Origin of the sequence: Synechococcus sp. A15-127 (assembly GCF_014280215.1) — a bacterium.
GTDB lineage: Bacteria > Cyanobacteriota > Cyanobacteriia > PCC-6307 > Cyanobiaceae > Parasynechococcus.
This window is the reverse complement of the sequence record NZ_CP047948.1, coordinates 430804-451053: the sequence shown is the minus strand read 5'-3', so window position 1 is coordinate 451053 and position 20250 is coordinate 430804. Positions and strand designations below refer to the sequence as shown.

Below are 20250 nucleotides of genomic sequence, written 5' to 3'. Positions count from 1 at the left end.
CCCACTGAAGTTGGGCGTTGCTGATTTTCCTTTTGTCAATTTGTGTGTCCTGACGTGCTCCTCATGGAAATCTGTCAGTTGAGCAGGGTTAATGTCCATCTCGATGCGGAATGCATCTCCTCCAACAACGTATTCCCCAACCTCATGCTCGACGCATTTTCCCGGGCTGCTGTCTCGGCCGATTCCAGCGGCTCCTTCATCGGTGGAGGCGAACTCGCTTCCCTGAAGTCCTTCATCGCTGATGGCAACAAGCGCCTTGACGCTGTTAACGCGATTTCTTCCAACGCCAGCTGCATCGTATCCGACGCCGTCGCCGGCATCTGCTGCGAGAACACTGGTCTGACCGCCCCCAACGGTGGCGTCTACACCAACCGCAAGATGGCTGCCTGCCTGCGCGATGGTGAGATCGTTCTCCGTTACGTCTCCTACGCCCTTCTGGCTGGTGACGCTTCAGTTCTGCAGGACCGCTGCCTGAACGGCCTGCGTGAAACCTACGCTGCCCTGGGCGTTCCTACCGGATCCGCTGCCCGCGCCGTGGCCATCATGAAGGCTGCTGCAGGTGCTCTGATCACCAACACCAACAGCCAGGCCAAGAAAATGGCTCTGACTTCTGGTGACTGCACCAACCTGGCCGGTGAAGCTGCCAGCTACTTCGACATGGTGATCAGCGCTATCAGCTGACCCAGAGATTTCATTTCTGTACATCTCGAACAACCCTCTTTTCAATCATGAAATCCGTCATCACCACCGTCGTCGGCTCAGCCGACAGCGCTTCCCGTTTCCCCTCAGCATCCGACATGGAGTCCGTCCAGGGCTCCATCCAACGCGCTGCTGCTCGCCTCGAGGCTGCTGAAAAGCTGGCCGGCAACTACGATCAGGTTGCTCAGGAAGCTGTTGACGCTGTTTACAGCCAGTACCCCAATGGAGCTACAGGCCGTCAGCCCCGTAAGTGCGCCACTGAAGGCAAAGAGAAGTGCAAGCGTGACTTCGTTCACTACCTGCGTCTGATCAACTACTGCCTGGTCACCGGCGGTACCGGCCCCCTCGATGAGCTGGCCATCAACGGTCAGAAGGAAGTGTACAAAGCACTCAGCATCGATGCTGGAACCTACGTTGCTGGTTTCTCACACATCCGCTCCCGCGGTTGTGCTCCTCGCGACATGAGCGCTCAGGCTCTGACCGCTTACAACCAGCTTCTCGACTACGTCATCAACTCCCTGGGCTGATTCTCAGTTCAAGCTGAGTGATGTACTCGATCTGATGGAGGGGGTGGGCAAATGCCCTCCCCCTTTTTTTTACCCATCATTATTCGAGAACCAACCAATTGATTTACTGTCAAATAACAAGAGGTCGATCACTGGCTGAATCTTGAGAGCCATATCAATAAACCGCCCTAATGCGTTGGTGACTGCATTTCTTGACGAGCTGAATGCTCACATTCAGTGATCAATCATGAAACAACCGTTTTTTGATTACGCGTCACTGTACCTCCCTCTCCAACACGCTTTCTAGAGCCAATTCAATTCATGATCTGGCCAGCATGTTTGAGAGAGCATAAAATCATCAAACTCAACCCTATTTCTCATCATGCTAAGTACGCAAACAAGTCCGGAAGGCATGGCTGCAGCCAACCGCACCAAGCCTGCCTCCTATTCCATGGCCAGCAAAGCTGGCAAAAACACGGTCCATCGCACTGTTGCTGGATCCATCGCTGAATTTAAGCGCAACACCTGCTCAACGATGGGGCTTGGTATTGGGCCAAGACTGCACAGCGAATGTCCGTTTGGTTCAGTCTTTGATGAGTACCATCCAAACGATTCAGCAGCACTGGAGCGCACAATCATTGCTGCCTACAGACAGGTTTACGGGAATCTGCCTCCGACCGAAAACGAACGCTGCACATCACTGGAAGTTCGCCTGATGAATGGCGAAATCACAGTTCGTGACTTCGTCAATGGACTCGCCAAATCCCCCTTCTACAAGCAGAACTATTTCCATTCTGTTGCTCCACAGCGTGGCATTGAACTGAACTTTAAGCACCTGCTAGGCCGCGCTCCTCTAAACCAAGCTGAAATTCAGAAAAGCATCAAACTCCAAGCTGAAGAAGGCTTTGATGCTTTGATAGACAGCCTGACAGATTGTGCTGAGTATGCTGAAGTCTTCGGCTCTGACATCGTCCCTAACTGGCGTACAGCTGATTCTTATGCAGGGATGATGACATCATCGTTCAACATGATGAGAGAGCTGGCCAGCACTAAAGTTGCCGTAAGTGATAACGCGCAGGGCAGCCGCAGCAGAACCTTGAACCCTCTGGCTACCGCAGCCGCCAAGGCATCGAGGCCTGTCACCTTCACTTACCAAGCGGTCGCAAAACCTGCTGCCAGACTGCCGCAGCAGCAGTATTCCGGACACCAGCCCCCGAAACAGACCGGCTACGTTGCCTTCCGTCCTTTCGGAATCCACTTCTGAGCTGACGTTTCCAAACAGAAACAAGCTTGAGCCATCTTTGGTTCGAATCAGCTCCCTTTCATCGAAAGGGAGCTTTTTTCTTGAAATCAATCGGTCCGTAAGGGTAAGGATTCGAACGCAAGCCCCCCGTTTACAACAGGTGAACATCGTCGATTAGATTGATTGGAGGATGACAACAGTGCTTGCAGTGCTCCAGGATTTCACCGATGTCTCATCGATCAGCGGAAGCCAACTCACGGAAGAAGAAGCACTGCAGCTTGCTGATGAGCTCAGCACACAGTTAGGTGAAGGTGAAATCCCTCAATCAGATACAGAGTCACTCGAGCGCATGGTCGCCGGGCTCGGAGATGCGAGAGGCGCCCTACGACTGACCTTTGCAAAGAGTCTTAGCGCTGTAGGAGACGAAGCTCTACCAATTCTTTGCAAAGCACTTCGACAACACCAAAATGTCATTGTCAGAAGAGCATCAGCTAAAACGCTCAATTTAATCGGCAACAAAGACGCTTTACCTTATCTGCTTGAAGCCTTTTTAGAAGACGATGATCCAGTGGTACTCGGCTCCTCTGCTGGAGCGATGGCAACCATTGGACCGGACGCCATGGATTCCTTACTAGGAATCCTGAAAAATCCAGACTGCACACCATTTCAGGTTGGCTTGATCAACCTGGCGCTAAGTTTCATCGGTGCCAAAGCACCCGAGGCATTGCTAGAGGCTGCAGATTCAAACGTGGCTGAAGTTCGAGTTGCTGCAATTTCAGCATTAGGAGATCAAATACAAAAGAGTGATGATCCTCGGGCGCAAATCAGAGTATTCAAAGCACTAGATGACATCTCACCGGAGGTCAGAGCAGAAGCAGTTACACTGATTGGAAAATCATGCGATGCAGAAGATGTTGAACATATGCTGTGCAAAAAGTTGATCGACGAAGACAATCAGGTACGAAAGAATGCTGCGATGGCACTGATGAAATTAGAAGCATACAATTCAGTCGAAAGCATAGAAACAGCAAAGTCAACAGAGGAAGATGACACAGTTCAAGCAGTATTCAACGTTGCCATCAACATACTAAGTAGGGATTTGTGAGAAGACAGGCGCAAAAGCCAATGCCAACAAGGGCACTGAAGCTTCCAAAAGATGCCCCAAACGACCCAATCTCTCTCTTGTAACATAAACAGAAGCGTTTTGAGTAATTCTGGCAAGAAGCGGATGCATGCTGATAAAATGCAGATATTCCAATGGTTTTCCATGTCACGTGCTGAATTCATACGCTTTCTTAAAGTTCTAGAAGAAGATTTACCATTTCGAGCTCTTTTCCAAGAAGCTGAGCCCGAGGAAATCCTCAAACTCGCAGATCAACATGGATTTATCTTTTCAGATGAAATAAAGGGTCGCTTCCTGAATCGATGGGCAGGTGTATATTTCTGCCCATTTGCCAATGATGTGGGAAGACTATGCCCAAAAATGGTACCCGAAGGATTTAGCACACTCCTACATTATTCACAGACAACATGTGCCAAAGAGGACAAAGTAGAACGTTTTGATTTTCGTGCTGGAGGCTATTATAAGGGAGTAAAAACAGTAACTGGATAAAGCAAAAGATATTAACTCCTAGAATTTAATAGGTTCTGAAGACGTGCCAATGCGGACTGAGCTGCTTCCTGAATCAATGGATCATCGTTGTTTTCTTGAAGTGTCTGTAAAGCATCTTCAGCCATAGGATTCGGGATATCGGCAAGAGCCTGAGATGCACTAAAGATCAAAGCCACATTTTCACTGCTGAGAGACCTTGCCAGAAGTCTGATTGCCTCTTCAGACTTAAATTCTTGCTTACCAATCTGACCGAGACACATCAAAGCACCTTGTACGACCACCATATCTGTATCATCAATCCCTTGTTCCAGCATCTCCATCACTGAATCAGGAAAAGGCTGATCAGGAAAGTTCTTGAATAATTGCACGAATGCCTTCGGGCAACAACGCCTTGCAGTTTGATTCTCAGTTGTTCCATAAAGTTCAATCAAAGGATTGAAGGCAGAACTCCCAAAAAAACCAATGCCTTTAACAGCGGCTCTATACACCTTCGGGTCATGGTGAGAGAATAAATCCAATAATTTCGGCATTGCTTCTTCGTGATAATGTTCAGCAAGAATTAAACAGGCTTCTTCCTGAATTCTGGGATTGGGGTGCATCAGATCCTCAAACAAAGAATTGATGGCAGGCACTGGCTGGTTGTCGCTCACTGCGATTCTCGATCAATTTTTATATTAGATTTTAGCATCGGTTCTCATACAGGAGGCACAGCATTTGTCGTCAGCTCATGGGTGCATTCTCCAGCAGCGATTGCGCTTTCCAACGAACCAACATCTCAGGGTCTGAATGAGCAAGATCCTGCACTTGGCCAAGATATCGAGAAAAAGACTCATTAAAAAAGGTTGATTTAATCACAATTAAAGCGGCATAACGGACATCCCAAAATGGATGTCCGTTATGCGACAAGGCAGACTTCAGAATATGCTCACATTGATGAGGATATAAGCGGGCATAAGATAATAATGCAGCTGATGGAGACTTTTTGAATTGCGGTCGCCTATCTCGAAAAGCATCAAATAAAATGTCATGAATTGACGCAAGTGCCTCAGCATTCCAGTCTCTAATCAAACCAAATAGATGCATCATGAAATAGTGTGCACCATAGTCGTTGTGAGCTTTCTCCTGCCAGTTTGCCAACACATGGTGCCAAACATCTTCTGAATCGCGATCCAATAAGGCTTGCATCGCCAAATAACAGCGACTGAAATCAGGATGAAAGAGACCTTCAACTAAAAGCTTCGTTGGGAGGGGATCACCATAGTGATGGAGCACCGTGATCGACCTAGGATCATCCCGAAGAACCTGGTCAACAGCTGACAGAGCCTCACTTTTTGGCTGTTTTGCCAACGAGTTTTCTACAAGAGCACGCACAGCTCTAAGCCGAAATGCTGGTGAAACGGGTGCCTTGAGTAACGAAGGTAAGAGTTCAATCCCACCAGCATCGATGACATCCTGGACTGCCGACTGACGATCCATCTGATTAGAATCAAACAGATGATCACTTAGCTCACCAAGACGTGTTCGATCTCCTGACAAGTTAATCGTGGCCGCAATTGCCGCACCTCTTACAGAAGACCGTTCATGATCCTTCAATGAAGCGATTCTCGATAGTGCCGTGATGACACTGAGCTGAGACAGACTCTGAATAATAACTCTTTGATTTTGATTGGGATCATCCAACAACTGAATCAAGCGCTGATGCACAGACTGATCCTGACAGTTCAACCGTGCCAGGGCCCAAGCAGCATTTTCGACCATATAGATATCAGAACTATCAAGAAAACTGGCAATCTTCGACTGGGCTGAATCAACTCCCAATCTTGCAAGAACTTCGACAGCCTTTCGTTGTGCCAAACGAACAGACGATTCAGTTGATGTCTTGCAAAGAAAGCTCAGCAAAGCGTCGTTCGCTGCAGGGCTAGGGAAGTTAATCAAGTGGGAAACAGCCATATAATAGTCACTACCGCTATCAAGATCTTGAGCATCCTTTTCCAAAATCTCAATAGCGTCATCTTGACCCAGACCAAGATGAATATTGTCAAATAGACCTGACATCCTAGGAGAAGAATCTTAAATTGATCCTACATGCCGACCGACGCCCAATGCTGTGTTGATCAAAGCCCGAAAAGCTAGTACTGGCACCTTGAGTTCAGCTCCAGTACATACAATACACACAAGTACCTATAAACTGATTGAGAAACTTTCCAGCCATTTACTCGGCCCATCTATCGAAGCATAGTATTGAACCTAGGTCTTCATATTTAACCTAAGCGAATATATGCCTTGCAAATATTAATACAGGAACAATCTGATGCTTCAGGCGTCTAAAGCAATTCGCAGAGAATGAAAGCCAAAGTACTCATGATAAATCACCAAATCGGTTGGACATCAATTCAACCACTCAAATTTGAAGTTTCTGCAGATCATGATTAAGGAGTCACAGCCCAGATCAAATCTGGGCTGAATCATCAGATCCGGTTGGATTGTTCTGATTGAATCTTTGGAGAGAGAGCGCAACAAGCACTGAAATTGGCGTAATGCATTTTGATCAGGAGTTTGAAGAAATCTCAAAGACACCATCGGCAGGGCGGCTGGCCTTCAAGACATCCCAGTTGATAGCTTGAAGAAAAGTCTTTTCATCCTGCGTCTCGACCACATCCACACCCCAGAAACCTTGTTGCAATGGAGCTCCTGGAGTTGCCTCGGAGTCTTTACGCCCGCCAAGTGCCAACACTGTATGGTTTGAGTCGTGCCCAAGCTGAGATCTCAGTTTTTTCCAAGCAACAACCAAATCCTTCGCCATATCGCTGGGCGATGAATCTGATGTCAAAGACAAAATCCAATGAGGGTGATCGATCACATTTGCAGAGGTAATTGTTGCGGCGTTGGATTGAATTCCCGCTGCCAACTCTTCAAGCAGGAAAGCTGGCACTTCCTGAGAATGAACCTGCAAATTATGCGAGAGAATGAATGTAGTCATGAAAAGAACTCCTTCTTATCAACCTTAATGGAGCCATAGCTCGAGCGTGATCAAAACCTCAACACATTACAGTCATCAAAAAAGGGGGGCAGATGCCCCCCAATAGATCATGTCCGGTACTGAGTCAGGACAGAGCGTTGATGGTGTAATCAAGGTAGCTCTTGAATTCATTCAGAGCCTGAGCGCTCATGTCGCGAGGTGCGCAGGCACGATCGCGAGTGTAGGTGAGAGCTTCGATGTACGCGTTGGTTGGAAGCCCAAGAGTGCGATAAACCTCTCTTGCTCCGGCGATACCCCACTCATCGAGGGGGCCGGTGCCGCCAACGATGAGGCAGTAGTTGATCAGTCGGAGGTAGTGACCGAGATCGCGGTAGCACTTGTCGATCTTCACTTGGGTGTCACCAGCTTCGCCAGGCTGCTTGAGGTAGGCGTACTTATTGAAGCAGGCATCGCCGGCTTCACGGGTGACGTTGTCCAGGCCAGCGGCCAGCTTTTCAGCGGCCTCCAGACGTGCAGCTGCACGCTGAATGTTGCCCTGAACAGCCTCGAGGTCGTTTTGAGAAGGGAAGCGACCGGCTGCATCAGCTGCGGTCACTACAGTCGTGACGACGGATTTCATTTGAGATCCTTAGGTAAGGGTGCTGAGGAGGAAAGAAGAAGACGTAGTCAGTCGCCGATCAGCTGATTGCGCCGATCACGCGATCAAAGTAAGAGCCAGCTTCAGACACCAGTGCAGAGCAGTCACCCTGGGTGGTTTCCATCTTGCGGTACTTGGCGCCACCGCTTGCAGGCGAGTTGGTCTGACCGATCAGAGCCGTAGCTGCAGACTTCATGATCGCCACAGCACGAGCAGCAGACTGAGTGGGAACACCCAGGGCGATGTAAGTCTCTTTCAGACCATTGAGGCAACGGTCATCCAAAACGGAAGCGTCGCCAGCCAAGAGTGCGTAGCTGATGTAGCGAAGCACGATCTCGCCGTCACGAAGGCAGGCAGCCATGCGACGGGTGGGATAGCAATTGCCACCGGCCTGGATGAGGCCAGTGTTTTCGCAGATCATGCCGGTGACTGCATCAGAGACGATGCAGTAAGCATTGGAGGTGATGGCGTTGACAGCGTCCAGACGCTTGTTGCCGTCACGCACGTATGAGCGGAGGCTAGCGAGCTCGCTACCACCCACGGGTGCAGTTTTAGCGTCAGCGCTGACGACTGTGCGGGAAAATGCGTCGAGCATTGGGGGCCAGACAGTTTTGGAGATGCGGTGCTTCGGAAACCGCCTGGGGAACAAGTCACGAGGACCTGAGAGCCCAAAGGAGGGAGAAGCGCATCGCCAAGCTAAACCCCAGTCCCAGGCAAGCTTCCAAAACCGTCGCGATCACGCAAGGGTTTGTCACCTTGGGGCGTAAAGCAGCGATTCCCCCCTTCCTGACAGGCAGCTTTGAGAGCTCCACGAACGGACAGGTCCCCTCCGAAGCGTCGAGGAACTCAGCCAAGGCCAGGACTGGGAGTTAGAAGGCTTAAAATCCAAAAATGATCGACCAGTGCTTTATGGACCAATCCGCTTCTGATCTGCCAAGTCTTGAGGAATTACAGGAGTCTATTGATGAACTGTCTGCCTACCGAGAGAGACTTTTTCAAGACGTGGTCGGGCTCGGGAAGAAACTTCGACTGTCCCAGAAAAAAATCGACGCAACAATTGCTGAGCATCCAGAGCTACAACGACTCGACGAAGTCATGTCTCAGCTTGTAGCGCAAAGAAATGCCCAGCAGGCACAAGCCTGACTCCCAGACTCAAGACCTTGCACCTCGTCTGACCTATTTAGTTCTACACGTTAATCATGATGTCGCCAATATCCTCTCCCCCAATGACTATGGTGGACTTCTTCGAGTCAAGCCGTGGAACCTGGTTGAATCGACGCGCTGTGCATCATCTGGATCACCAAGATGACGAAGCAGCAGATTCAAATCTTGTGATCGAACCTTTCAAGGCAGACGACCCTGCTGTCAGCAGAATCTGCGAAGCTCTCAATATCAATACAACAAACAGCACAGGGGGAGCACGCTTTTGGTGGGAAAGCAATATCAAAAAAGGGGTCAGGAACGATGACTACGCTGCCGTGGTCATCGACATACCCGACAATGGGAACGATCGCAAGGGATTCCTCCTCAGAGATGTGGGATACGTGGAAAAGCAAGCCGTTCTAAGCACCTACAGCTTCGCCGAGGATGGTGTACTGACGATCACCACGCGATATGACACCAATATCGGTATCGAACGATGCTGGTTCGTCACTGATCAGATCCGCATGAGGGTGAGCTCAGTTCAGTGCTTGGATGGTGTCGCAATGACCACCTACTGCACTGAATTCCGCTGTCCCACTGACGCTGACATCACGGCTATCGCTGAGCATGCCAAGCAGATGGCCAGCAATACTTCATCCCACGGAGCCTGACTGTCATGTTTGATCCGTTTCTTGAAGAATTACAAACTGCGATCAAAGCCCGCGGCGGAATATCCGTTGAAATACCGGCAGGCCTGGAACGCAATCAATCTCAAAAGCGCACCAGTACCATTCAAAGTTGGCTCTGGAAGGTTCCAGGTTTTCGCCGCTGGCGCGTCACTCGACTTGACGCCGGTGAAAGTCTCCAAGTTCTCAACTCTGTTGCCTACCCCGATTACAGCTTAGATCATCCCCTGATGGGAATTGATTTGCTCTGGTTTGGTGCTCGTCAGAAGCTTGTGGCAGTTCTTGACTTCCAGCCACTGGTCCAAGACAAAGATTACCTTGACCGTCACTTTGATGGCCTGAAGGATCTGAGTGCCCGCTTCCCTGATCTAAATAGTGAAGAGACGATGCGATCCTTTGATCCGAATCAATATTTTTCGTCCTGGCTGCTGTTCTGCCGTGGTGGTTCCGAACAGGCTGAAACATCCTTGCCTCCCGCCTTCAGCTCCTTTCTGAAGGCCTACTGGGACCTGCACGATGAAGCCTCCACAGCCTCGTCCTCAATATCACCGGAAGACGTGCAGAAACTTCAGGAGAATTACGACGTCTACAGCGCCGACCGGGATCCAGCCCATGGACTGTTCACCAGTCACTTCGGCAAGGACTGGTCGGATCGCTTCCTGCACGAGTTTCTCTTCCCCGCCTCCGCTCGCTGATGACACCCGAACGCCCATCGAGCACCGATCCAGTCGTCCTGCCTGGCTGGACCTGGCAGCCCTTTCTCGATGATGCAGTGAATGCCCTTCATCCACTGAACATCCAGCCCTATCCGATCGCCGAGGAATTTCTTCAGAAACAGGACATCACCGGGTCACGATCCAAGCCGGTGACCGTCACCACGGCCACATGGGCTTGCCGAACCGAGAAGTTCCGGCAGGTGCGAGCCGCTTGTGTGAATGCCGGGGCGGCAGCATCAGTGCTCAACTTCGTAATCAATCCCCTCTCCCGCTTCGACCTGCCGTTTTTCGGAGGTGATCTGGTGACCCTGCCTTCCGGTCATTTGCTCGCACTTGACCTGCAGCCGGCAGACAAATCAGATGAACAGCACACCCGTCCGGTCTGGAATCGGCTGTTGCCGATTTTCGAGCGTTGGCGGGAGAAGCTCCCGGATGGGGGACCGATCCCGGAGGAGGCGCAGCCTTTTTTCTCACCAGGCTTTCTCTGGACCCGGCTGCCTCTCGGAGAAGAGGGAGAACATTTGATCGAGACCGTGGTTCGTCCTGCCTTCAACGACTATCTGAGGTTGTATCTCGAACTTGCAGCTGAAGCCGAACCTGTTTCCGATGCACGACGGGATGATCTGCTCGCCGGACAACGCCGTTACACGGATTACCGCGCCGAAAAGGATCCCGCACGCGGCATGCTGACTCGCTTTCACGGCAGTGACTGGACTGAGAACTACATCCATACAGTTCTGTTCGATCTCTGAAGGAATCGCCGAAGGACACCCATCAGACATCCCTTCCGGCGACAGGGGTTAAGCATTATGAACAGGCTTCGTAAGCTCTCCGAGCACTTGGCGAGAATCGCACCGACCCCGACGGGACTTTCCTTACGATGTCCCTCCGGTGTCTGTGACACCCATTTAGACGCTGCCAAGAGGAGTTCCAAATGTTCGACGCCTTCACCAAGGTTGTCGCCCAGGCCGACGCCCGGGGACAGTTCATCAGTACCAGCGAGATTGACGCTCTCGCCGCCGTCGTCTCTGACAGCAACAAGCGTCTGGATGCCGTCAACCGCATCTCCAGCAACGCCTCCACAATCGTTGCCGATGCAGCCCGCCAGCTGTTCGCTCAGCAGCCTGCACTGATCGCACCAGGCGGCAACGCTTATACCTCCCGTCGCATGGCTGCCTGCCTGCGCGACATGGAGATCATCCTTCGCTATGTCACCTATTCCGTCTTCACCGGTGACGCTTCCGTGATGGAAGACCGCTGCCTGAACGGTCTGCGTGAGACCTACCTCGCCCTCGGCACTCCCGGTGCTTCCGTCGCAGCCGGCGTGAACCTGATGAAGGACTCCGCTCTGTCCATCGTCAACGACAGTAACGGCATCACCTCCGGTGACTGCGCCTCTCTGAGCAGCGAGATCGGCACCTACTTCGACCGCGCAGCCGCATCTGTGGCCTGATCCAGGCATCAGCCCTTTTCGTCTAACCGCTTCTTCTTTTCATCATGAAAACCCCCCTCACCGAAGCTGTCGCAGCTGCCGATTCCCAGGGACGCTTCCTGAGCAACACCGAAGTTCAGGCCGCTTCCGGTCGCTTCACCCGCGCCAAGGCCAGCCTCGAAGCTGCCAAGGCACTGACGTCGAAAGCTGATTCTCTGGTGAACGGCGCTGCTCAGGCCGTCTACACCAAGTTCCCCTTCACCACCCAGATGGATGGGTCGAACTACGCCTCCACATCCGAAGGCAAAGCCAAGTGCTCCCGCGACGTCGGGTACTATCTGCGCATGGTCACCTACTGCCTCGTCGCAGGCGGTACCGGCCCCATGGACGACTACCTGATTGCCGGCCTTGCCGAAATCAATCGCACCTTCGAGCTCTCCCCATCCTGGTATGTTGAAGCTCTGAAGCACATCAAAGCGAACCACGGCCTGTCCGGCGACGCAGCCACTGAGGCCAACAGCTATATCGATTATGCAATCAATGCTCTGACTTGATCAATCAAGCTTGACGCAACCAATCAAGTCCCCCTTGAGGGGACTTTTTTTATGTCAGTCAAATGAATGTCATGCAACCTTCTCTTAAACATTTTCTCGATCAGCTCTGCGGCGAGTTCAGCAATCAGCAGCAAGCACTCGATAATCCACCATTTTTTGCCCATATCTTCATTCGCTATCGCCCAATCGAACATCTTCAACCTGGCTCAATATTGATAGATCAAAGCTATGCAATTGACCCAAAAAATCCCTACCGACTCAGGGTCATCAAGGCAGAAAAGCTCGAATCAGGAATTATCAAACTTTGGAATCATACATTTCGAGACCCACACCGCTTTGCAGCGGCTACATTTAACCGCACCCGGAGGCAAGAGATTAACGAAAGTGACTTAATCTGCCTTGAGCAATGCCACTACCAGGTAACAGAAAGGGACGATGGATACCACGGAGAACTAGAAGAAGGCTGCCGCTGCATTGTTCACAGAGACGGCAGGGATACAATATTAGTCAGTTCCTTCCATCTGCAGGGTGACGCATTATCAACATTAGATCGCGGCTATGATCCTAAGACGAATGAGCGGTGCTGGGGATCCATTGCAGGGGAATATCAATTTAAAAAATCAGCATCCTGGAGCGCAGATTGGGATTAAGCCATTCCTCTTGGACTGCATATTAGTCATCATTGAGTCATGAAATAAAGCCCTGCACTGCTGCGAGCACACTTTTAGACTCCAATACAAGTCAGGTTCTGAAGCGATCCCAACCCTTGATTCCGATCAATTCTCCAAAATCTGCTCTCAATGCTCTCGACCATGAAGACGCGAGCGTGCGCTACCAGGCCGCTTGGTGGCTGGGAAAGCACAGATCGGTGGAAGCCGTACCGAAATTGATGGAATGCCTGAACGACGAACGAGATAGAACAGCTGCAGGGGGCTACCCATTGAGACGCCAGGCGGCACGATCGCTTGGAATGATCAAGGACTCCATCTGCACGCCAGAACTCATCAAAACACTGGAGACAGAGGATGTTCAACTGCACGAGGCGACTCTCAGAGCACTGATTGAGATCGAGGACCATCGATGCCTTGATTCGCTTGTAACATATCTGGACAAAAATATCGAAGCAAAGCCGGTAGAGGCGCTCATCGAAGCTCTTACAGCTTACAAGGCATGGACAACTCACGAACAAATCAGACCATATCTAGATTCCGATTCCGAGCGAATCGTCAGCTCAGCGGCATCATTTTTTTTCTGCTACACAGGTGAATCAATTTATCTCAATACAATCATTTCGCTCCTCGATCACGACAATCGGTTCATCAGGCAATCAGCAGCCTTCGACCTTGCCCATATTGCCAATATAACAACTTCCAGGCCCATCATTGATGCAAAAATTCCCAATAACATCAAGATGTTTGCTATCAAATCGATACTCAATGGATCGATCAGCCAGCAGACAAACCCTGAGTCGATGACTCATGCCGAACAGATAGAACGCCGAAAAAACCTATTCCAGGAACTGGACAACCTCACGAGAGAGAATTTCTCGGGCAATCTTTTAATTGACAAAGAAGCGGCTAACAATAACCTTCCGCCGACGCGCCTTGACGTGACGGAGGCTGGCAAACTTTCAGATGTTTATTCAAAACTTAGGTCACCATCCCTGGCCGATCGCAAAGATGGAGTCAAGCAACTGGCCTACGATTCGACGATGGACGAGTCAAAACTGCTTGATCTATACTTTACCGAATCGGATCAAGACATCAAGATGGGGCTGATCAAGGCCATGGCGGAACTAAAGAAGACAGCCTATCTACCAGCCCTGTTCGATGCAGTTGGTGTTGAAGTTGGTAATCACTGCCAAGGAAATATACGACGTGTAGCAACATGTGCTCTTGGGGATATTGATTGGCAAGAGCAGTCGGATCCGCAATTAATGAACCAAACAATGGAAAAATTGCGATGGACCTTACAACGACCTGATGATTGGGGTCTGCGCTACAGCGCTTGCTTGGCCTTGGAAGCCATCAGTTCAACCAGAGCCATGGAGCTTTTGCGCCAGGCCAGGGAAGACGAGTCAGACATCGTGGTCTCAGCGCGCATTGCCTTGGCCTTATCAAACACAGGCGAGCACCTTCCAGCTTCAATGTCGATCAAAGATGACAAAATGGGGCGAGATCAGCCATGAAGTTGCTGTTCGTCTGCCTTGGCAACATATGCCGCTCCCCAGCCGCCGAAGGCGTGTTCCTGCACCTGCTGAATCAGCGGGGACTCAGCGACCGGTTCGTGGTGGATTCCGCCGGCACCGGTGGCTGGCACACAGGCAACCCCGCTGACCGGCGCATGCAGGCGGCCGCTGACCGGCGCGGGATCCCGTTACCGAGCCGTGCTCGTCAAATCAGCCTCGACGACCTCAGTGATTTCGATCTGGTCCTCACCATGGATGACGCCAACCTGACGGCCGTTCAGGGCCTGGCCCATGAAGCCGGACGCCGCGCCACAGCGACCGTGCGGCCGATGCTGAGTTACGCCCAGCGCTTCACTGAAACCGAAGTTCCGGATCCCTACTACGGAGGAGAAGCCGGTTTCGAGCATGTGCTTGATCTGCTGGAGGACGCCTGCGGCAACCTCCTGGACGAGCTCAGTTCCCAGGCGTAGGCCAGACCTCTTCACCCACCCGCGAGCGGAACTGCCCCACCAGCTCATCAATCACGGCATTGATGCTCATGCCATCGGTGATCAGCTCCACCGCATCGGCAGCCTTCACCAACGGGGCCTCCTCCCGGGTGCTGTCCAGCCGGTCCCGCTCGGCGATCTGCGCCTCCAGCTCGGAGCGCTCTGGAACGGGGAAGCCGCGCTGCTCTAGATCCAGGGCCCGACGGCGGGCCCGCTCCGCGACCGTGGCGGTGAGAAACACCTTCAGCTCAGCGTCGGGAAACACGGCAGTGCCGATGTCACGTCCCTCCGCCACCAGACCTCCCTTCGCCCCCATCGCCTGCTGCTGGTTGGTGAGCGCCTGACGCACACACCGATGGGCCGCCACCGCGGACACGGACGCCGTGACCTCCGGCGAGCGGATCACGGTGCTCACATCCTCTCCATTCACCAGGACCTGCTGACCACCCGCAGGAAGCGACTTGAGCTGAAGATCAAGACCATCCAGCAGCGGCTCGATCGCCGCCCCATCGGCAGGGTCCACCCCATGGCTCTTCACAAGCCAGGTCACGGAGCGATACATCGCCCCGGTGTCGAGATAGGTCAAACCCAGACGCTCAGCAAAGGCTCTGGTCACCGTGCTCTTACCGGCCCCGGCCGGTCCATCGATGGCGACTAGAGGAGCTCGACTCATCAGAAATACGTGATCAATCAGACGGGTACCGCCGCAACGAACCGCCGCGGCCAACAGAGAGATCGTCTTCTCCTCACCGCAGGGCTGCAGAGTGACGGGATCCACTCTCTCTACATACTCCACCTCCAGGCCGGCATCCCTGAGTGCGTTGGGAAGTCGATCGATGGCGCCATCGTCAGTCGCCTGCAGCAGCCGTGGCAGAGCAGCCGCCCGTTCGCGTTGTTCCCCGGAGAGATAACGATTGCGAGAGCTGAGCGCCAGACCGTCCGACTCCCGCACGGTCGGAACACTCAGCACCGACAACGGAAGACCCAGGTCAGCCACAAGCCTGCGGAGGATGACCAGCTGCTGCCAGTCCTTCTCTCCCAGCACAAGACGATCCGGACGCACCATGGCCAGAAGGCGGGCCACGACGGTGGCGACTCCATCAAAGTGGCCAGGGCGACCGCCACCACAGAGTGACCGCTGGAGAGAATCCGGCACCTGAATGCGCATCACATCCTCAGGCCCATCCGGATAAACCGTTGCAACGGACGGAACCCAGATCGCATCGGCCCCGCAGGATTCGGCCACAGCAACGTCAGCATCCAGAGTGCGGGGATAACGCGCGAAATCCTCGTTGGGAGCGAACTGCAGCGGATTCACAAAGATGCTCACCAGCACCGGGCCCTGATCCCAGGAACGGGCAGATCGCATCAGCTGGCCATGTCCCCCATGGAGTCCTCCCATCGTCGGGACAAAAGAAAGGGGACGGTCCAGGCCTCGACGCCAGACGCTGAGTTCCGCAGCTGATTGCAGCAGGTGTGGCTTCAGCGCAGCACCTCGAGGCGGACTTCAGCGATGCCGGAGCCAGTCAGTCCGAGAGTGCTTGCGGCTCCATGCCCCAGGTCGATGACCCGATGAGCCACGAAGGGACCGCGGTCGTTGATCCGGATCACGGCGGACCGACCGTTCCAGAGATTGGTCACTCGCACCTTGGTTCCAAAGGGAAGTGTGCGGTGGGCCGCCGTCATCGTTCCCTGGCGGTAGATCTCACCGTTGGCCGTGCGATTGCCGTAGAAGCCCGGGCCGTACCAACTGGCTTCCCCTGTGATCACCTTCGCAACATCAGGAACAACCTTGACCTTGGGCTTCGGCAAGACCGCAACAGGTGGTTCCGGAGTCTCCACCACATCGTCCGGGAGGAGCATCGGGCCCTGTTCGGACGACATTTCGGAAGAAACCTCCAACGGCTCGCCTCCGTCCAATGAGGAAAGATCGCTCGCCACGACCGGGATGACGGCAGCACTTGCCGAGATCGCTCCGGTCAGGCTGAAAAGAGTCAGAAAGGTTCGCATCCTGAATGGCCATCGCGATCTGCCCCACGGCTGATCGCCAGAACAGGCCTGCTTAGAAGTTCGACACAAGGAACCTAGGGAGCATCTCTTGCGATCACGCCCCGCCTCCATCGCGGTCTTGGCGCCGAAAGACAGGCTGCTGCCATGACGAGGTCCGGCATGAACACTGAGGTTGCTCCGCAGGATCCGAAGTCTTTCTGATCAGCTGCACTTCTCACAGCGATCAGCCTGCCTGATCAGGCAGGCTGACGCTGTCTGCACCGTCACGACAACGGCGCCGGGGCAGGATCAGAACATCGGCTCAGACCCATGGACTACAAGAGCGCCGGCGTCGACGTTGAAGCGGGTCGCGCCTTCGTGGAACGGATCAGAACCTCTGTGGAGGCAACCCACCGACCCGAGGTGATGGGAGGCCTCGGCGGCTTTGGAGGAATGATGCGGCTTCCAGAGGGGCTGCGCCAGCCCCTGCTGGTGGCAGGGACGGATGGAGTCGGCACGAAGCTCGAACTGGCCCAGCAGCACCACGGGCATCACGGTGTCGGCATCGATTTGGTGGCGATGTGCGTGAACGACGTGATCACCTCCGGCGCATCCCCCCTGTTCTTCCTCGATTACATGGCGACGGGCGCCCTGTCCCCTGACGCCATGGCCACGGTGGTGGAAGGCATCGCCGCGGGCTGCCGACTCAGCGGCTGTGCCCTGCTGGGGGGGGAAACCGCTGAGATGCCTGGGTTTTATCCAGATGGCCGCTATGACCTTGCAGGCTTCTGTGTCGCCGTCGTCGAGGCTGACGAACTGATCGATGGAAGCAGCATCCACCCCGGCGACCGCGTCATCGGATTGGCCAGCAGTGGTGTCCACAGCAATGGCTACAGCCTCGTCCGCAGGGTGCTGGAGCAGATGGAGGCCGACGCTTCCACCGTCTACGGCTCACAACAGCGGCCGCTGATCCAGGACCTGCTCACGCCGACGCAGCTGTATCCAGGCGTGGTGCAGAGCCTTCTGAAGAACGGACTGACTGTCAACGGCATGGCCCATGTGACCGGAGGTGGCTTGCCGGAGAACCTCCCTCGCTGCCTGCCCGAAGCGACACGCATCGCCATTGACCCAGGAAGCTGGCCGCGACCGGATCTGTTCGCATGGCTTCAGCAGGCAGGAGACATCCCAGAACGGGACATGTGGCACACCTTCAACCTCGGCATCGGTTACTGCCTGGTGGTTCCCTCCGATCAGGAGAACGCCGTGCTTGACCTTTGCCGTGAGCAGCAGCAACAGGCCTGGAGCATCGGGGAAGTCCTCTCCCGAGCAGCGGGTGATCCAGCTGAGATCAGCGGAATTCCTCAGTAATTGCTTCGCTTTCCAACATCAGAGCAGGCCGAAGGGCGTTTTCAATTTCAATCGATTAAAGTCACCCCCAGCACATCGGATTCTTTTCCGATAGCAGCGTCGATACATCCGGACAAAACTGATGCCTCTTGATAGATCCCAGCGCACAACGCGGCGTCGGTCCTCTGCGGGACCCACGCCTCCTAGACGCCCCATCTCCACCTCCCACGAACGACCCAACGGACACCGACAAGGACCGAGGCCGACCTTTCTGACCCTGCGCGATCACGGCAAAGTGTTCGTGGCTGATCTCCCGCACCTTTCTGACGGACAACTGGCGCACATCAGCAAGGAAGTCGCCGAGGTCCTTGACAGCCTTGAACGCCGGATCAATGACCTGGAGCAGGAGCTCGGGCAGGCACCTCAGGATCGCGACACCCTGATCAAGGCCACCACCAAACGGGATGTGACCCATCGGTTCATCCGGGCCATCGAGGAGGAGCAGGAGCAACGACGCAGCAATCCGGCTCTTCGCAACGCTGCTGGAGAGTCCCTGCCACGCACCTTTCTGGAGGTGGCCCGGCACCGTTTGCCCGGTGCCACCTTCGACTCCCTGCTGCAGGAGGCTCTGAGCGCATGCGAGCGGCAACTGGAAGCCGCCAAAGCCGCTCCGAAGCCTGACCAAGACAAGGTTGTACCACTGCGCAGCGAGGCCGCCAACAGCCTGCCGGTGGTGGTGAGCCCTGATCCGGAGGATCACATCGCCGAGGCCTGATCGCCTCGCTCAAGCACTCTCGAAGGGATTGGCAGGCATTCTCACCGGACACCTGCTGCGGAGCGTGTCCAGCCGATCCTGTTCCTCTGGGGTGAGCTCCCAGCTCAGGGCAGCGGCCGCCTCCCGAGCCTGGGCAGGACTGCGCAACCCGGGGATCGGTGTTGCTCCATGGGCTCGGCACCAGTTCAGAGCCACCTGAACCATCGAGACACCGCGACGATCTGCCACCCCCTTCAGTTCCTGCCGCAACGGGAGGCTGGCCGGCAGCAAACGGTTGAACAGCCTGCGACGCAAAAGCGTTCCAGGACGAGGCTGCGCATCGGGAGGCTGGCCGAGCACTCCGAAGGCCAGAGGGCTGTAGGCGAGCACCTCGATGCTCCGCTTCCGGCAGATCGCCAGCAGGTCCTGCAGTCGGTGATCCCCGGGAGCCATCAGGGAGAACTGCACCTGAACACTGCTCAGACGCACGCCACGCTGCTCCAGTCGGTCCTGCATCCATTCGAGACGCCTGGGCCCCATGTTGGAGACGCCCAGCTCGCGCACGGCACCGTTCAGCACGAGATCAGCCAGTCCATCCAGAAGCGACACCTCCTGCCAGGGGGCATACCGAGCCGTCGACCAGTGCAGCTGGACTCTCTCAAGATGCCCCTGGAGGCGGTCACGGCTGGCAGCGAAGGCTCGATCCAGTCCGCGTCGGCCGATCCTCCAGGGGAACGGCGCCAGTTTCGTGGCGACCAGAAGCTCGCCTTGCAGGGTGGCCGGCAAGGCCTGAACGAAACGACCGAGAAGAGCTTCGCTGCGCCCGTTCAACCGCCCGGTGCCGTAGGAATCCGCGGTATCCACCAGACGCAGGCCTGACCTGACCGCCTCCAAGAACGTCTCCTCCAGCACAGGGTCATCCCGTTCGGGCTGGTACCCCCAGACCAGCTGATTGCCCCAGGCCCAGGTGCCGAAGCCGATCCCGTTCAACCGCCCCGCGTCCCTGCGCGCCATGATCGCCCCATCATCCGCACCATTCATGGTCTCCGCCCCATCTTCCTCCGGCACTAGCGAGGCTGCGGATCAATCCGCCGGAACCGGCCAGAAGAGCGAGGACCAGGAGCCGGTCCTCTGCAACCACTGTCGCCGCACAGCTAGCAATGGCATCCGCTGCCTCGGGATGTGCGTCGCCGATAACGACTACTGAGTTCCAGGGATCGACGTGGTGACCACCGGCTGCGAGAGTCGGGGGCATCCGAACGGGGATGTCAGACGT

General features: G+C 54.4%; 25 protein-coding genes. 17 read left to right on the top strand and 8 right to left on the bottom strand.

Annotated features, from left to right (window positions below):
* Positions 1–144: 144 nt before the first annotated feature.
* The 5 genes from SynA15127_RS02380 (at position 145) to SynA15127_RS02360 (ending at position 4060) form a co-directional block, all read left to right on the top strand.
* A complete protein-coding gene (locus tag SynA15127_RS02380) occupies positions 145–681 on the top strand; it encodes a bleomycin hydrolase (protein ID WP_186485535.1) in 537 nt (178 codons plus the stop codon).
* A 47-nt stretch (positions 682–728) separates the two neighbouring features.
* Positions 729–1226 carry a class 2 C-phycoerythrin subunit alpha gene (gene mpeA / locus SynA15127_RS02375; protein ID WP_186484859.1) on the top strand — a complete coding sequence of 166 codons (498 nt, stop codon included), beginning with the start codon at positions 729–731 and terminating at the stop codon, positions 1224–1226.
* Positions 1227–1587: 361 nt separating this feature from the next.
* Positions 1588–2469: a phycobilisome rod-core linker polypeptide gene (locus SynA15127_RS02370; protein WP_186484858.1), complete on the top strand. Its 882-nt coding sequence runs from the start codon at positions 1588–1590 to the stop codon at positions 2467–2469.
* Positions 2470–2638: 169 nt separating this feature from the next.
* A complete protein-coding gene (locus SynA15127_RS02365; RefSeq protein WP_255475545.1) occupies positions 2639–3553 on the top strand; it encodes a HEAT repeat domain-containing protein in 915 nt (304 codons plus the stop codon).
* Positions 3554–3604: 51 nt separating this feature from the next.
* Positions 3605–4060 carry a Nif11-like leader peptide family natural product precursor gene (locus SynA15127_RS02360; RefSeq protein WP_255475544.1) on the top strand — a complete coding sequence of 152 codons (456 nt, stop codon included), beginning with the start codon at positions 3605–3607 and terminating at the stop codon, positions 4058–4060.
* An 11-nt stretch (positions 4061–4071) separates the two neighbouring features.
* On the opposite strand, the gene SynA15127_RS02355 is transcribed toward SynA15127_RS02360, so the two are convergent.
* From SynA15127_RS02355 to cpeB, 5 genes are all read right to left on the bottom strand, one after another.
* Positions 4072–4710 (bottom strand): HEAT repeat domain-containing protein, encoded by a 639-nt coding sequence (locus SynA15127_RS02355; RefSeq protein WP_186484857.1) that lies wholly within the window; start codon positions 4708–4710, stop codon positions 4072–4074.
* Between the two features lie 70 nt (positions 4711–4780).
* Positions 4781–6115: a HEAT repeat domain-containing protein gene (locus tag SynA15127_RS02350; RefSeq protein WP_186484856.1), complete on the bottom strand. Its 1335-nt coding sequence runs from the start codon at positions 6113–6115 to the stop codon at positions 4781–4783.
* A gap of 493 nt (positions 6116–6608) precedes the next feature.
* Positions 6609–7040: a DUF2656 family protein gene (locus SynA15127_RS02345; protein WP_186484855.1), complete on the bottom strand. Its 432-nt coding sequence runs from the start codon at positions 7038–7040 to the stop codon at positions 6609–6611.
* A 124-nt stretch (positions 7041–7164) separates the two neighbouring features.
* The gene (gene cpeA, locus SynA15127_RS02340) at positions 7165–7659 is read right to left on the bottom strand and encodes a class 1 C-phycoerythrin subunit alpha (protein WP_186484854.1); all 495 of its coding nucleotides are present in this window, start codon (positions 7657–7659) and stop codon (positions 7165–7167) included.
* Between the two features lie 58 nt (positions 7660–7717).
* On the bottom strand, positions 7718–8272 hold the full coding sequence (gene cpeB, locus SynA15127_RS02335) for a class 1 C-phycoerythrin subunit beta (protein ID WP_186484853.1): 555 nt from the start codon (positions 8270–8272) through the stop codon (positions 7718–7720).
* 314 nt (positions 8273–8586) lie between these two features.
* Here cpeB and SynA15127_RS02330 point away from each other — a divergent pair, with 314 nt between their 5' ends.
* From SynA15127_RS02330 to SynA15127_RS02290, 9 genes are all read left to right on the top strand, one after another.
* Positions 8587–8820 carry a hypothetical protein gene (locus tag SynA15127_RS02330; RefSeq protein WP_186485532.1) on the top strand — a complete coding sequence of 78 codons (234 nt, stop codon included), beginning with the start codon at positions 8587–8589 and terminating at the stop codon, positions 8818–8820.
* Positions 8821–8879: 59 nt separating this feature from the next.
* Positions 8880–9491 (top strand): phycobiliprotein lyase, encoded by a 612-nt coding sequence (locus tag SynA15127_RS02325; protein WP_186484852.1) that lies wholly within the window; start codon positions 8880–8882, stop codon positions 9489–9491.
* 5 nt (positions 9492–9496) lie between these two features.
* Positions 9497–10201: a 15,16-dihydrobiliverdin:ferredoxin oxidoreductase gene (locus SynA15127_RS02320; RefSeq protein WP_186484851.1), complete on the top strand. Its 705-nt coding sequence runs from the start codon at positions 9497–9499 to the stop codon at positions 10199–10201.
* The gene (locus SynA15127_RS02315) at positions 10201–10974 is read left to right on the top strand and encodes a phycoerythrobilin:ferredoxin oxidoreductase (protein ID WP_186484850.1); all 774 of its coding nucleotides are present in this window, start codon (positions 10201–10203) and stop codon (positions 10972–10974) included. Before SynA15127_RS02320 ends, SynA15127_RS02315 begins: the two co-directional genes overlap by 1 nt.
* Positions 10975–11156: 182 nt before the next feature.
* Positions 11157–11675: a phycocyanin subunit beta gene (locus SynA15127_RS02310; protein ID WP_186484849.1), complete on the top strand. Its 519-nt coding sequence runs from the start codon at positions 11157–11159 to the stop codon at positions 11673–11675.
* Between the two features lie 44 nt (positions 11676–11719).
* Positions 11720–12208, top strand: coding sequence for a phycocyanin subunit alpha (gene cpcA / locus SynA15127_RS02305; RefSeq protein WP_186484848.1), 489 nt, complete (start codon positions 11720–11722; stop codon positions 12206–12208).
* Between the two features lie 71 nt (positions 12209–12279).
* Positions 12280–12858 (top strand): chromophore lyase CpcT/CpeT, encoded by a 579-nt coding sequence (locus tag SynA15127_RS02300; RefSeq protein ID WP_186484847.1) that lies wholly within the window; start codon positions 12280–12282, stop codon positions 12856–12858.
* Between the two features lie 116 nt (positions 12859–12974).
* Complete coding sequence (locus SynA15127_RS02295) at positions 12975–14396, top strand: HEAT repeat domain-containing protein (RefSeq protein WP_186484846.1); 1422 nt, start codon at positions 12975–12977, stop codon at positions 14394–14396.
* A complete protein-coding gene (locus SynA15127_RS02290; RefSeq protein WP_186484845.1) occupies positions 14393–14866 on the top strand; it encodes a low molecular weight protein-tyrosine-phosphatase in 474 nt (157 codons plus the stop codon). The genes SynA15127_RS02295 and SynA15127_RS02290 overlap by 4 nt, the downstream gene beginning before the upstream one ends.
* Here SynA15127_RS02290 and SynA15127_RS02285 read toward each other — a convergent pair.
* Both SynA15127_RS02285 and SynA15127_RS02280 read right to left on the bottom strand, forming a co-directional pair.
* On the bottom strand, positions 14850–16355 hold the full coding sequence (locus SynA15127_RS02285) for a bifunctional pantoate--beta-alanine ligase/(d)CMP kinase (RefSeq protein WP_255475628.1): 1506 nt from the start codon (positions 16353–16355) through the stop codon (positions 14850–14852). The two genes, SynA15127_RS02290 and SynA15127_RS02285, sit on opposite strands and share 17 nt — an antisense overlap.
* A gap of 11 nt (positions 16356–16366) precedes the next feature.
* Positions 16367–16894: a septal ring lytic transglycosylase RlpA family protein gene (locus SynA15127_RS02280; RefSeq protein WP_186484844.1), complete on the bottom strand. Its 528-nt coding sequence runs from the start codon at positions 16892–16894 to the stop codon at positions 16367–16369.
* A 309-nt stretch (positions 16895–17203) separates the two neighbouring features.
* Here SynA15127_RS02280 and purM point away from each other — a divergent pair, with 309 nt between their 5' ends.
* Both purM and SynA15127_RS02270 read left to right on the top strand, forming a co-directional pair.
* Positions 17204–18241 (top strand): phosphoribosylformylglycinamidine cyclo-ligase, encoded by a 1038-nt coding sequence (gene purM / locus SynA15127_RS02275; protein WP_186484843.1) that lies wholly within the window; start codon positions 17204–17206, stop codon positions 18239–18241.
* 121 nt (positions 18242–18362) lie between these two features.
* Positions 18363–18995: a histidine phosphotransferase gene (locus SynA15127_RS02270; RefSeq protein WP_186484842.1), complete on the top strand. Its 633-nt coding sequence runs from the start codon at positions 18363–18365 to the stop codon at positions 18993–18995.
* Positions 18996–19004: 9 nt separating this feature from the next.
* Here the strand turns inward: SynA15127_RS02270 and SynA15127_RS02265 are convergent, their stop codons facing one another.
* Positions 19005–19988: an aldo/keto reductase gene (locus SynA15127_RS02265; RefSeq protein ID WP_186484841.1), complete on the bottom strand. Its 984-nt coding sequence runs from the start codon at positions 19986–19988 to the stop codon at positions 19005–19007.
* 25 nt (positions 19989–20013) lie between these two features.
* Between SynA15127_RS02265 and SynA15127_RS02260 the strand changes: the two genes are divergently transcribed.
* Positions 20014–20181 carry a hypothetical protein gene (locus SynA15127_RS02260; RefSeq protein WP_186484840.1) on the top strand — a complete coding sequence of 56 codons (168 nt, stop codon included), beginning with the start codon at positions 20014–20016 and terminating at the stop codon, positions 20179–20181.
* The last annotated feature ends 69 nt before the right edge of the window (positions 20182–20250 follow it).